This window comes from Streptomyces sp. NPDC056144 (assembly GCF_042264145.1).
GTDB lineage: Bacteria > Actinomycetota > Actinomycetes > Streptomycetales > Streptomycetaceae > Streptomyces.
This window is the reverse complement of sequence record NZ_JBHJVF010000005.1, coordinates 488261-501393: the sequence shown is the minus strand read 5'-3', so window position 1 is coordinate 501393 and position 13133 is coordinate 488261. Positions and strand designations below refer to the sequence as shown.

Annotated in this window: 12 protein-coding genes; 7 read left to right on the top strand and 5 right to left on the bottom strand. The window is 71.4% G+C overall.

The window, feature by feature from the left end; all coding sequences use genetic code 11:
- Positions 1-14 precede the first annotated feature (14 nt).
- The 3 genes from ACFC0Z_RS18835 to ACFC0Z_RS18825 all read right to left on the bottom strand — a co-directional run bounded on the left by ACFC0Z_RS18835 (position 15) and on the right by ACFC0Z_RS18825 (position 1766).
- On the bottom strand, positions 15-590 hold the full coding sequence (locus ACFC0Z_RS18835) for a TerD family protein (protein WP_026058190.1): 576 nt from the start codon (positions 588-590) through the stop codon (positions 15-17).
- Positions 591-750: 160 nt separating this feature from the next.
- Positions 751-1209 (bottom strand): peroxiredoxin, encoded by a 459-nt coding sequence (locus tag ACFC0Z_RS18830; protein WP_376438898.1) that lies wholly within the window; start codon positions 1207-1209, stop codon positions 751-753.
- A gap of 134 nt (positions 1210-1343) precedes the next feature.
- On the bottom strand, positions 1344-1766 hold the full coding sequence (locus ACFC0Z_RS18825; RefSeq protein ID WP_376438896.1) for a DUF3052 domain-containing protein: 423 nt from the start codon (positions 1764-1766) through the stop codon (positions 1344-1346).
- Between the two features lie 436 nt (positions 1767-2202).
- Here ACFC0Z_RS18825 and aceE point away from each other — a divergent pair, with 436 nt between their 5' ends.
- Entirely contained in the window at positions 2203-4935 is a 2733-nt protein-coding gene (aceE, locus tag ACFC0Z_RS18820) for a pyruvate dehydrogenase (acetyl-transferring), homodimeric type (RefSeq protein WP_376438894.1), read from the top strand.
- An 85-nt stretch (positions 4936-5020) separates the two neighbouring features.
- Entirely contained in the window at positions 5021-5788 is a 768-nt protein-coding gene (locus ACFC0Z_RS18815; RefSeq protein ID WP_376438892.1) for a potassium channel family protein, read from the top strand.
- Here the strand turns inward: ACFC0Z_RS18815 and ACFC0Z_RS18810 are convergent.
- Positions 5769-6149, bottom strand: coding sequence for a peptidase inhibitor family I36 protein (locus ACFC0Z_RS18810; RefSeq protein WP_376438890.1), 381 nt, complete (start codon positions 6147-6149; stop codon positions 5769-5771). The genes ACFC0Z_RS18815 and ACFC0Z_RS18810 overlap by 20 nt on opposite strands.
- Positions 6150-6290: 141 nt before the next feature.
- On the bottom strand, positions 6291-7895 hold the full coding sequence (locus tag ACFC0Z_RS18805) for an MFS transporter (protein WP_376439156.1): 1605 nt from the start codon (positions 7893-7895) through the stop codon (positions 6291-6293).
- A gap of 169 nt (positions 7896-8064) precedes the next feature.
- Here ACFC0Z_RS18805 and ACFC0Z_RS18800 point away from each other — a divergent pair, with 169 nt between their 5' ends.
- The 5 genes from ACFC0Z_RS18800 to ACFC0Z_RS18780 all read left to right on the top strand — a co-directional run bounded on the left by ACFC0Z_RS18800 (position 8065) and on the right by ACFC0Z_RS18780 (position 13109).
- Positions 8065-8691, top strand: coding sequence for a TetR family transcriptional regulator (locus tag ACFC0Z_RS18800; protein WP_376438887.1), 627 nt, complete (start codon positions 8065-8067; stop codon positions 8689-8691).
- Between the two features lie 130 nt (positions 8692-8821).
- The gene (locus ACFC0Z_RS18795) at positions 8822-10036 is read left to right on the top strand and encodes an alpha/beta hydrolase (RefSeq protein ID WP_376438884.1); all 1215 of its coding nucleotides are present in this window, start codon (positions 8822-8824) and stop codon (positions 10034-10036) included.
- A gap of 74 nt (positions 10037-10110) precedes the next feature.
- On the top strand, positions 10111-10989 hold the full coding sequence (locus ACFC0Z_RS18790; protein WP_376438882.1) for a DUF4429 domain-containing protein: 879 nt from the start codon (positions 10111-10113) through the stop codon (positions 10987-10989).
- A gap of 117 nt (positions 10990-11106) precedes the next feature.
- Positions 11107-12435, top strand: coding sequence for a sensor histidine kinase (locus ACFC0Z_RS18785; RefSeq protein WP_376438879.1), 1329 nt, complete (start codon positions 11107-11109; stop codon positions 12433-12435).
- Complete coding sequence (locus ACFC0Z_RS18780; RefSeq protein ID WP_376438877.1) at positions 12432-13109, top strand: response regulator; 678 nt, start codon at positions 12432-12434, stop codon at positions 13107-13109. Before ACFC0Z_RS18785 ends, ACFC0Z_RS18780 begins: the two co-directional genes overlap by 4 nt.
- Positions 13110-13133 lie beyond the last annotated feature (24 nt).

Here is a 13133-nt window from a genome sequence, read left to right as displayed (position 1 = left end):
CGAAAGGCTCGGACTCAGACGTTGACGCCGAAGTCCTGCGCGATGCCGCGCAGACCGGAGGCGTACCCCTGGCCGACCGCGCGGAACTTCCACTCCGCGCCGTGGCGGTAGAGCTCGCCGAAGACCATGGCCGTCTCGGTGGAGGCGTCCTCGGAGAGGTCGTAGCGGGCGATCTCGGCGCCGCCGGCCTGGTTCACGACGCGGATGAACGCGTTGCGCACCTGGCCGAAGGACTGCTGGCGGTTCTCGGCGTCGTAGATCGAGACCGGGAAGACGATCTTGGCGACATCCGCCGGCACGGTCGCGAGGCTGACCTTGACCTGCTCGTCGTCACCCTCGCCCTCGCCCGTGAGGTTGTCACCGGTGTGCTCGACCGAGCCGTCGGCGCTCTTCAGGTTGTTGAAGAACACGAAGTCCTGGTCGTTGCGGACCTTGCCCTCTTCGCTCACCAGGATGGCGCTGGCGTCGAGGTCGAAGTCCGTCCCGGTGGTGGTGCGGACGTCCCAGCCCAGACCGACGGTCACGGCGGTGAGGCCAGGGGCCTCCTTGGTCAGCGAGACGTTGCCGCCCTTGCTGAGGCTGACTCCCACGAGTCCCTCCATACGTTTTCAGGGGCAGCGCCCCTGGTCGTGCGTTGGCATCGGATCAACGTCTGGATCCTAGTGACGGGTTCCCGGTCGAAACAGTCGATTCGACCGGGAAATCGAAGGTGTCGACCCGTGGACGCGCCAGGAGGCGGCGGCCGGGGGCTCAGAGGGCCTGGAGGGCCTTGGCGTAGTCGGCCGCGTCCCGGGCGTCCGGGAGGGCGTTCACGACCGTCCAGCGGACGACGCCGGCCTTGTCGATGACGAAGGTGCCGCGGACCGCGCAGCCCTTCTCCTCGTCGAAGACGCCGTAGTCGCGGGAGGCCTCGCCGTGCTTCCAGAAGTCGGAGAGCAGCGGGAAGTCCAGGTCCTCCTGGTCGGCGAAGACGCGGAGGGTGTGGATCGAGTCGTTGGAGACGGCGAGGAGCTGGGTGTCCTCGTTGACGAAGACCGGCAGGTTGTCGCGCAGCTCGCGCAGTTCGCCGGTGCAGACGCCGGTGAAGGCGAAGGGGTAGAAGAACAGCACGACGTTCTTCTCGCCGCGGAAGTCGGAGAGCCGGACGGTGCGCCCGTGGTTGTCCTTCAGTTCGAAGTCCGGGGCCTGGGTGCCGACCTCGATCGCCATCGCCTGCGTATCCCTTCGCCGCTCTCCGCGCGTACGGCCCAGACCTTGGGCCGAATCGGTGAGGCAAGCCTACGGCCTGCGCGCGAAAGCCCCCGCCGACGGTGTGTCGGCGGGGGCTTCTCGCGGCATGGTGATCAGCGCTTGGGGGCCACCAGACGGGCGCCCGCCCAGTCCTTGGCGACGCTGATGCTCTTGGTCTGGGAAAGACCAGCGGTCTGCGCGGCATCGTTGATATCGCTCGGCTCGATGTAGCCGTCACGGCCGGTCTTCGGCGTCAGCAGCCAGATCACGCCGCCGTCCTCCAGAAGACCGATGGAGTCCACCAGGGCGTCGGTGAGGTCACCGTCCTCGTCGCGGAACCAGAGGACAACGGCGTCGGCGACGTCGTCGTATTCCTCGTCCACGAGGTCCTGGGCGATTACGGACTCGATGCCTTCACGGAGATCCTGGTCGACGTCGTCGTCGTAGCCGATCTCCTGGACCACCTGTCCGGGCTCGAACCCCAGCCTGACGGCCGGGTTGGTCCGCTCCTCCGCGTGGTCCGCGGTCGCGCTCACGGCTTGCCTCCTGCTCATTCGGAAAATTCTGTGGGCCACGCGTAGGCGCGCGGCACTGGCCGTAGTCCACACGTGCCGGGGCTCATCGCGCAAGTACTGGGCCGCGGAGACCGCCGAAACGGTGACGTTTGGGGCCGTCTCGCCCCAACTTCCGGCACGCTCCGGCCGCTCTCCGTGATCAGGCACACATGATTCATCCCGGTTTACGGACTTCTGAGGTTTCAGTCTGCCGAACGTCCAGACGAAACGCATGCGCGAGATGGGCGTAAGGTTGCGATTTGACCGCACCCAGACTCGTGGAAGCACCGCTGAGGGTGATACCCCGGCACTGGGGGTTACCCCTCGGTAAATGTGACGTCTGGCGCCGACGGGGTACACGATGGACATCCCGACCACTTCGTGGCCCCGTGGGCACCACCGACAGCGAAGGAAGAGCGTGGCTCCCGGATCCGATCGCAACCCGATCATCATTGGCGGCCTTCCCAGCCAGGTCCCGGATTTCGACCCGGAAGAGACCCAGGAATGGCTTGACTCCCTCGACGCGGCCGTCGACGAGCGGGGCCGTGAGCGGGCCCGTTACCTCATGCTCCGGCTCATCGAGCGGGCCCGCGAGAAGCGCGTGGCCGTGCCGGAGATGCGCAGCACGGACTACGTCAACACCATCGCCACCAAGGACGAGCCCTTCTTCCCCGGCAACGAGGAGATCGAGCGCAAGGTCCTCAACGCCACCCGGTGGAACGCAGCCGTGATGGTCTCGCGCGCCCAGCGCCCGGGCATCGGCGTCGGCGGTCACATCGCCACCTTCGCCTCCTCCGCCTCGCTCTACGACGTGGGCTTCAACCACTTCTTCCGCGGCAAGGACGAGGGCGACGGCGGCGACCAGATCTTCTTCCAGGGGCACGCCTCCCCCGGCATCTACGCCCGCGCGTACCTCCTGGACCGGCTCAACGACACCCAGCTCGACGGCTTCCGCCAGGAGAAGTCGAAGTTCCCGAACGGCCTGTCGTCGTACCCGCACCCGCGACTCATGCCGGACTTCTGGGAGTTCCCGACCGTCTCGATGGGCCTCGGCCCCCTCGGCGCGATCTACCAGGCCCGGATGAACCGGTACATGGAGGCGCGCGGCATCGCCGACACCTCCAAGTCACACGTCTGGGCGTTCCTCGGCGACGGCGAGATGGACGAGGTCGAGTCGCTCGGCCAGCTCTCCATCGCCGCCCGCGAGGGTCTGGACAACCTGACGTTCGTCGTCAACTGCAACCTCCAGCGCCTCGACGGCCCGGTGCGCGGCAACGGCAAGATCATCCAGGAGCTGGAGTCGATCTTCCGCGGCAACGGATGGAACGTCATCAAGCTGATCTGGGACCGCTCCTGGGACCCGCTGCTCGCGCAGGACCGCGACGGCATCCTGGTCAACAGGCTGAACACCACCCCGGACGGCCAGTTCCAGACGTACGCGACGGAGACCGGCGGCTACATCCGCGACCACTTCTTCGGCGACGACCACCGCCTGCGGGCGATGGTCGAGTCCATGTCCGACCAGCAGATCCTGCACCTGGGCCGCGGCGGTCACGACCACAAGAAGATCTACGCGGCCTACGCGGCGGCGAAGGCCCACGCCGGCCAGCCGACGGTGATCCTCGCCCAGACCGTCAAGGGCTGGACGCTCGGCCCGAACTTCGAGGGCCGCAACGCGACCCACCAGATGAAGAAGCTGACGGTCGACGACCTGAAGCGCTTCCGCGACCGGCTGCACATCCCGGTGACCGACCGTCAGCTGGAGGACGGCCTGCCGCCGTACTACCACCCGGGCCGGAACTCCGAGGAGATCCAGTACATGCACGACCGCCGCAGCGCGCTGGGCGGGTACGTGCCCACCCGCGTCGTGCGGTCGAAGCCGCTGGCCCTGCCGGACGACAAGACCTACGCGGCCGCGAAGAAGGGCTCCGGGCAGCAGTCGATCGCCACGACGATGGCCTTCGTCCGCATCCTGAAGGACCTCATGCGGGACAAGGAGATCGGCAAGCGCTTCGTGCTGATCGCCCCCGACGAGTACCGCACCTTCGGCATGGACGCCTTCTTCCCGAGCGCCAAGATCTACAACCCGCTCGGGCAGCAGTACGAGGCGGTGGACCGCGAACTCCTCCTCGCCTACAAGGAGTCGCCGACCGGCCAGATGCTGCACGACGGCATCTCCGAGGCCGGCTGCACGGCCTCGCTGATCGCCGCCGGCTCCGCGTACGCCACGCACGGCGAGCCGCTGATCCCGGTCTACGTCTTCTACTCGATGTTCGGTTTCCAGCGGACCGGCGACCAGTTCTGGCAGATGGCCGACCAGCTGGCGCGCGGCTTCGTGCTCGGCGCCACCGCCGGCCGCACCACGCTGACCGGCGAGGGCCTCCAGCACGCCGACGGCCACTCGCAGCTGCTCGCCTCGACCAACCCGGCCTGTGTCGCCTACGACCCGGCGTTCGGCTTCGAGATCGCGCACATCGTCAAGGACGGCCTGCGCCGGATGTACGGCCAGGACGCCGAGGACGTCTTCTACTACCTCACCGTCTACAACGAGCCGATCCAGCACCCGGCCGAGCCGGCGGACGTGGACGTGGAGGGCATCCTCCAGGGCATCCACCGCTTCAAGCCGGCCGAGGCCGGGGCGATCCCGGCGCAGATCATGGCCTCCGGCGTCGCCGTGCCGTGGGCGATCGAGGCGCAGCGGATCCTCGCCGAGGAGTGGAACGTCCGGGCCGACGTCTGGTCCGCGACCTCGTGGACCGAGCTGCGCCGCGAGGCCGTGGCCGTCGAGGAGCACAACCTGCTCCACCCCGAGGAGGACCAGCGCGTCCCGTACGTGACGCGCAAGCTCCAGGGCGCCGAGGGCCCGTTCGTGGCCGTCTCCGACTGGATGCGCGCGGTCCCGGACCAGATCTCCCGCTGGGTCCCCGGCCGCTACACCTCGCTGGGCGCGGACGGCTTCGGCTTCGCGGACACGCGGGGCGCGGCCCGGCGCTACTTCCACATCGACGCCCAGTCGATCGTGCTGTCGGTGCTGACCGAGCTGGCCCGCGAGGGGAAGATCGACCGATCCGCCCTGAAGCAGGCCGTGGACCGCTACCAGCTCCTGGACGTGGCGGCCGCCGACCCGGGCGCCGCGGGCGGCGACGCCTGACGTAGGCCACGGCCGGCTCGTTTCGGCTGGTGAGGGCGGTGGGACCTGGTCCCGCCGCCCTTCGCCATTCCCTACGATGCCGGTCATGCCCGCCATGAAGCTCCGCTGGGAACAGCGCACCCAGACACCCCTGCTGGTGCTCGCCGTCGCGTTCGGCGTCGCCTACGCGGTGCCGATCGTCGCCCCCGGCGCCGCGCCACGGGTGCACCGGCTGTGCACCTACGTCGAGTGGGCCGTCTGGGGGGCCTTCGCCCTCGACTACCTCGTCCGTCTGGGGCTCGCCCCGGCCCGCTGGACCTTCGTCCGCTCCCACCCGCTGGATCTGCTGGCGGTCCTGCTGCCCATGGTGCAGCCGCTGCGGCTGCTGCGGGTCGTCTCCACCCTCCTCCTCGTGGGCCGGCGGGCCCGGATGGCCCCTCAGATAACGCTCACCACCTATGTGGCGGGGGCGGTGGTCGGGCTGATGATGTTCGGCTCGCTGGCCGTGCTGCACGTCGAGCGGGACGCCCCGGACGGCAACATCAAGACGCTCGGGGACGCGGTCTGGTGGTCGTTCACGACGATGACGACGGTCGGCTACGGCGACCACGCGCCGACGACGGGGCTCGGCCGGGTCCTCGCGGTCGGCCTGATGCTGTCGGGCATCGCCCTGCTCGGTGTCGTCACCGCCAACATCGCTGCCTGGTTCATCGCCCGCTTCGACCGGGACGACGCGGTGGAACGGCGGCAGACCGAGCTCCTGGAGGAGCTCACCCGCGAGGTGCGCGAGCTGCGCGCCGAGGTGGCCCGCTTGTCGGACACGGCTCCGCAGGACATCCCCTCGCCCGCCGCGCCTACCGCTCCCAGAGCTTGAACGCTCTGACCTCGTAGGGCGCTTGCGGCACCCACGTACCCCCGCGGCCCGGGTAGGTCTCGAACTCGCCCGCCTCCGCGCACTCGGCCGACTGATACGTCGTCACCGGCCGTCCCGTGCGGTTCGCGAGGGACTGGGCCGTGGTGCCGGCCGGCAGGGCGACGCAGCTGTCGACGTCGGTCATGGACAGCTCGTACGTCCACGGCCTGCCCTTGAAGTCGGGTTTGGGCCAGAGGCAGAGCCGCCCCGGCCCGCAGGACCCGAGCGTCGTGGCGCCCGGCGAGGCGGCGGCCGCGGTTCCCGGCATCACCAGGAAGACCGCGAGGAGTGCCGCCAGAACACTTTTCGTATACGCACGCATACCGATCAACCCCCGATTCGTCACTCTCTGTAATCACGAGAATGTCGGAGGTCGACGGGCAACGGAAGAGGGGCCGGCCCCGTTCACGCGAACGGGTGACGGCCCCCTACGGGAACCCTGACGGGCCTCGGCCCGGCGGCGTCAGATGTGGCCGCCGCCCATGCCCGCCTCCGCGTTCTCGCCGCGCTTGGTGAGCGTGGCGACGAGGGCCGCGACCACGGCGACCGCGCCGGCGACGGTGAAGGCCAGGCCCATGCCGTCGAGGAACGTGTCGTGGATGACGTCGGTGATCGTGGCGAACAGGTCGGGCGTCATCCCCGGGGCCTTGGCCAGCTCCGCCGGGGCCATGCCGAACTCGGCGGCCTGCTCCAGGCGCGGGTCGGCCGGGACCGGGATGCCGGCCGCCGTCCAGTTGTCCGCGAAGGTGCTCGACACCTTCGCCGACATGACGGCACCGAGCACGGCCGTGCCGAGCGCGCCGCCGACCTGCATGGCGGCCTGCTGGAGACCGCCGGCGACGCCGGAGAGCTCCAGCGGCGCGTTGCCGACGATGACCTCGGTGGCGCCGACCATGACCGGGGCGAGGCCCAGGCCGAGGAGCGCGAACCAGAGGGACATGACGAAGGTGCTGGTGCCGGCGGAGAGCGTGATCATGCCGAACATCGCGACGGCCGTGCAGACCATGCCGCCGACCAGCGGCACCCGCGGGCCGAACTTGGTGATCAGGGCGCCGGCGAGCGGCGAGGAGACGATCATCATCGCGGTCAGCGGGAGCAGGTGCAGACCGGCGTCGATCGGGCCGAGCCCCTTCACGCCCTGGAGGTAGAAGGTGACGAAGAACAGGCCGCCCATGAAGGCGAAGGCCATGAGGACCATGAGGACGACACCGGCCGAGAGCGGCACGGAGCGGAACATGGCGAGCGGGATCAGCGGCTCCTTGACCTTCGTCTCCCAGAGGGCGAAGAGCACGAAGAGCAGCAGCGAGCCGCCCAGGCAGCCGAGGGTCTTTCCGCTGCCCCAGCCCCAGTCGGCCCCGGCCTTGATGAGGCTCCAGACGAGCGAGCCCATGGCGCCGGAGAGGAGCAGGATGCCGAGGACGTCGAAGGAGCGCGGCGCGTTCTCGGCGCGGTGGTCCTTGAGGACGAACAGGCCGAGCAGGAGCGCGACGACACCGACGGGCACGTTGATGAAGAAGACGGACTGCCAGCTGACGTGCTCGACGAGGAAGCCGCCGAGGATCGGGCCACCGGCCGTCGAGGCGCCGATGACCATGCCCCAGATGCCGATCGCCATGTTCAGCTTCTCGGCGGGGAAGGTGGCACGGAGGAGGCCGAGGGCGGCCGGCATCAGCAGGGCGCCGAAGATGCCCTGGAGGACGCGGAAGCCGATGACGGCGCCGATGGAGTCGGAGAGGCCGATCGCGCCGGAGGCCGCGGCGAAGCCCGCGATGCCGATGAGGAAGGTCTGACGGTGGCCGAAGCGGTCGCCGAGCTTGCCGGCCGTGATCAGGGCGACGGCGAGCGCGAGCAGGTAACCGTTGGTGATCCACTGGAGCTGGTCGAGCGTGGCGCCGAGGTCGGCCTGGATGGCCGGGTTGGCGATGGCGACGATCGTGCCGTCGAGCGCGACCATCATCACGCCCACCGCTACGGCGAACAGAGTGACCCACGGGTGACCGCGCAGTCCCTTCGCCGGGACCGGTACCGGTTCCCGGGCGCCCCCTTGGTCCTGCGGGGTCTTTTCCATGGTGGTCTGACTAGTCATGCGAAGAGGCTAATGACAGCCACTGACAATTGACAAAGCGATTCACGCGACGGTAACTGTCACGTAGCTCACAGGTACCCTGAGCTGACGAAATGCCCGAAAAGAGGCCGGGAAGAGGCCCGTGACGAGGACCCGAGAAGAGGCCCCAGACGTGACCGTGCCCGGCCTGCGCGAGCGGAAGAAGCAGCGCACGCGCGACGCGCTGATCCGGGAGTCCCTGGAGCTCTTCACCACCCACGGGTACGAGCGGACCACCGTCGACGAGATCGTCGACGCCGTCGAGGTCTCGCAGCGCACCTTCTTCCGGTACTTCTCCTCCAAGGAGGAGGTCGCCTTCGCCGTCCAGCAGATGGTGGAGGAGCGGTTCATCGAGGCGCTCCGCGCCCGCCCGGCCGACGAGGCCCCCCTCGACGCGCTCCGCAACGCCGTCCTCGGCTCCTGGGACACCGTCGGCGAGGCCATCGCCGAGGTCGTCCCCGTCGAACTGCACCTGCGGACCTTCCGGATGATCGAGTCGACGCCCGCGCTGCTCGCCGTCCATCTGCGCCGCTCGACCGAGATGGAGGAGACGATCGCCCGGATCGTCGCCGGGCGCGAGGGCCTCGACGTCGACGCGGACCCGCGCCCCCGGATCGCCGTGGCCGCGTTCAGCGGCGTGATGCGGGTGACCGGCCAGATGTGGGGCCGGGGTACGGACCAGAGCGTGGAGGCCATCCGCGCGCTCACGGAGCGCTACCTCGACCACCTCGGCCCCGCGCTCGCCCCGCACTGGCGGTAACCCCCGGACCACCCCAAGTAGCCCTGGCGGGCCCGGAGATCAGCACACCCCGTACCCGTCCGGTACCGCTCCGCACTGCACCCCCACCGGCGTGCCGGAGCCCCGGACCGCCCCCGTAGGGTGTCGGCCCGTGACCACCGTCGACGCCCCGCTCGCCCCCGCCGTCACGCGTGCGCTCCTCGCGCTCGCGGTGGTGTTCGTCCTGCTCGCGACCACCGGCTGGACGACGATCCGGCACCGGCCCGCGCCGGGCCCGTCCCGCGAGGCCGCGCTCGCCGCCTGGGCGCGCGACCGCGTCGACCACCGCCCGCTGCCCGACCCGGCCGCCGCCCCGGCCCGGACGGTCGCCGCCTTCTTCGCCCGGCTCGGGCCCGCCGGCGGCCTCCGGCTCGCCCGGCGGCACCCGCTCGTCGTGGGCAACCTCAACGGCGCCCCCGTCGCGCTCCGCTACCGCGCGAACCGGATCACCCTCGCCCAGGCCCTCGCCGCCGAACGCGACCGCGTCGACGACCCCCGGCTCTCCGCCGAGGGCCTCCACGAGGCCCGGCGCCGGGTCGACCGCTTCGCCTCGCTGCTCAGCCCCGACCGCCGCGTCCTCGCCTTCGACCCGACCGGCCGGGGACGGGTCGCCGAGGTCCTCGGCGACCTGGAGCGGGCCCGCCGGGTCTCCGTGGTCGTCCCCGGCGTCGACACGACGCTCCTCACCTTCCAGAAGACCCACGGCCGGTACGCGGCCCCCGTCGGCATGGCCAGGTCGCTGTACGAGGCCGAGCGCCGCGCCGACCCCGGCGCCCGGGTCGCCGTCATCGCCTGGGCCGACTACACCGCGCCCTCCGGGGTCGGCGTCGACGCGATGACCGGGCGGCTCGCCGCCAACGGATCCGTACGGCTCGTGGACATGGTCGCGGCGCTGCCCGGGGACGCGCGCGTGGCCCTGTTCTGCCACAGTTACGGCTCCGTTCTCTGCGGGCTCGCCGCGCCCCGGCTGCCCGCCCGCGTCACGGATCTGGCCGTCGCCGGAAGCCCCGGCATGCGCGTGGAGCGCGCCGAGGAACTCGCCACGCACGCGCGCGTGTGGGCGATGCGGGACGCGGACGACTGGATCGCCGACGTGCCGCACCTGGAGGTCGGCGGGGTCGGGCACGGCGCGGACCCGGTCGAACCGGAATTCGGCGCGCGGCTCCTCTCGGCGGCCGGAGCGGTCGGCCACGGCGGCTACTTCGAGCCGGGCACGGACAGCCTCGGCAACTTCGCCGCGATAGGCGTCGGCGCGTTCGGTGACGTGATCTGTGCACGTGCCGACAGCGCTTGCCATCGTGGAATATCCGGCGCGGAAGGGCCCTGACGCGCGTAGATCACGCGATTTCCGCCCGAAACGCGGGGGCGACGCAGGGGCACGCGCCGCTTACGATGAGGCGCATGGGTGATGTGCTGGCCGGAATTCATGCCACCTGGGAGTTCGAGAGCGACGCCCTCGTCATCCGCTTCGACCGGGGGAACCGCACGCCCAGGCTCTTCAGCGCGCTGCGCGAACGACGCGTACCGCACGAGGCCCTGGCTGCCGTGACGCTCACGCCCGGCAAGCGGGGCACCGTCGTGCTGCACGCGGTGCCGAGGCACGGAGCCGACCCCCTGATGGAGGCGGCGGCGGGGCAGCTGAAGGAGAGCTGCGACCCGTACCGCCTCGTGCTGCCCGCGGACCGGGAGGCGCTCGCCGCGCATCACGGGGACGCGCTGCGCGCGCTCCTCCCCCCGGAGGCCGGCCCGGACGACCGCGCCGACGGCTTCCTCGTCGCCGCGCCCGCCGGGCCCCGCTCCTTCAAGACGTACGACGGGCGGGCGCACTTCGACGGGACGGGCGAGGTCGCGTTCCGCTGGTCCTCGACCGGCGCGTCCTCGGAGAAGTGGAAGGCCGGCGACCAGACCTTCTCCGTACGGGAGCTCAGCGGGGTCGAATGGCGCTCGCCGGACATCGTCGACGGGTACCTCCGCCTGCTGCCGCGCGGCGGGGCGGTCCCCGTCGCCCAGCCGGACCGCGATCCCTCCTCGGTCGTCTTCGGTCTCGGGTACGGTCCCGTGCACGAGTCCCTGCCGTTCGCGGCCGCCGTCCTCGCGGCGATCCGCGGCAAGGTCCGCATCCCCGCTCCCTCCCCCGCCCCGGACACGCTCCGCGCCGCCGTCCCCGTCCCCGGGGCCGTCGCGGAAAGGATTCGGCACCTCGGTGAACTGCACCAGGCGGGACTGGTGACGGACGAGGAGTTCTCGACGAAGAAGGCGGAGCTGCTCGCCGAGCTGTGAGGTGAGCCGGGCCGAGCGCCCCGAGGGAAGCAGGAACGTCATACCCGGGTAGCGGGTCCCAGGACCCACCCCGGTATGACGTCAACGACGGGCCCCGCTGCCTACCCTGGGCGGATCATGGCTACCGACCAGCGGCTCACGCCGCGCATCCGCCGGGCGGGTGAACGGGCACGCGCGTCGCTCCAGGGGCTCGGGGCGGCGCTCACCACCCCGAGCGCCCCCGGCGCGCCCCTCCTCGCCGACGCCTCCTCGCGGTGGGTGCGCCTGCTGCCGTACGGCGTCGCCCTCGCCTTCGTCTGCTCGCTGCTCCCCTCCACCACGGCCGTCCTGATCAACGACTACGACGTCAACGGCGCCCTCGCCGGGGCCCTCGCGACCGCGCAGTCCGCGCCGCTGCTGCTCGCCGTCTCCCGCCCCCTCCAGGCCTGGTGGGTGATCTTCCCCGCCGACGTCCTCGGCGCGCTCGCGATCCTCGGCTCCGCGAGCACCTCCCCGGTCATGTGGCCGTGGACCCCGCCCGTCGTCATCGGCTACTGCGCTCTGATGGTCGCGCTCGGGCTCCGCGAGCACCGCCGCGCCCTCTTCGGCGTCTGGCTGACGACCGTCGCCACCGGCTTCGTCCTGGAGTCCTTCCGGCCCGCGGGCGACACCAGCCTCCACGTCCTGCTGGTCGTCCTGAGCGGCGTCCTGCTCCTGCTCACCTCGGCGGTACGCGCGCGGGGCGACGCACAGCGGCGGCTCGTCGAGCAGGAGACCATCAGCGAGGCCGAACGCGCCCGGCGCACGCTCCTGGAGGAACGCGCCCGGATCGCGCGCGAGCTGCACGACGTCGTCGCCCACCACATGTCCGTGATCACCGTGCAGGCCGACTCGGCCCCGTACCGCATCCCGGACCTCCCCGAAGCGGCCCGCGAGGAGTTCACCACCATCGCGGCGAGCGCGCGCGAGTCCCTGGCCGAGATGCGGCGGCTCCTGTCCGTGCTCCGCAGCGAGGGCAGCGAGGGCGAACGGGCCCCGCAGCCGGGCCTCGACCGGGTCCAGCAGCTCGTGGAGGCGACCGTACGCGCGGGCGTGCCGGCCGAACTGTCGCTCGCCGCCGACCTCGGGGAGGTCCCGCAGGCCGTGGACCTGTCGGCGTACCGGATCGTGCAGGAAGCCCTCGCCAACGTCGTCCGGCACGCGCCCGGCGCGCCGACCCGGGTCTCCGTCCGGGCCTCGGACGACGGCTGGCTGACGGTCCTCGTCGTCAACGGGCCCTCCGAGGGGCGGAGTCCCGCCGTCGAGCGGGGTGCGACCGGCACCGGGCACGGGCTCGTCGGCATGCGGGAACGCGTACGGTTGACGGGCGGCTCGCTCGACACCGGGCCGCTGCCGGACGGCGGCTTCCGGGTCGCGGCCCGGCTCCCCCTCCCGCCCCGCACGAATGCCGAGGACACCCCCCAGTGACCATCCGCGTGATCATCGTCGACGACCAGGCCATGGTGCGGGCCGGTTTCGCCGCCCTCCTCGCCGCCCAGACCGACATCGACGTCGTCGGCGAGGCCCCGGACGGCCGTCAGGGCGTGGACGTGGCCCGGTCGGTCCACCCGGACGTCGTCCTCATGGACGTGCGGATGCCGGAGATGGACGGGCTCGCCGCGGCCCGGGAGATCCTCCACCCGCCGGCCGGTGTCCTCCACCGTCCGAAGGTGCTCATGCTGACCACCTTCGACGTCGACGACTACGTGTACGAGGCGCTGCGCGCCGGTGCCTCCGGCTTCCTCCTGAAGGACGCGCCTCCGGCCGACCTCATCGCGGCGGTACGGGTCGTGGCGGCCGGGGACGCCCTGCTCGCGCCCTCGGTGACCCGCCGCCTCATCGCCGACTTCGCGGCCTCGCGGCCCGCCCCGCGCCGCGACACGACGGCCCTGCGCCTGAACGGGCTCACCCCGCGCGAGACCGAGGTCCTCGAACTCGTCGCGCGCGGCCTGTCGAACCAGGAGATCGCCGCGCACCTCGTCCTCGCCGAGCAGACGGTGAAGACCCACATCGGACGTCTCCTCGCCAAGCTCGACCTGCGCGACCGCGCGCAGGCGGTGGTCTTCGCGTACGAGTCGGGGCTCGTGACGCCGGGGGGATAACCCCACCGGCGCCTTCGGGTCCGC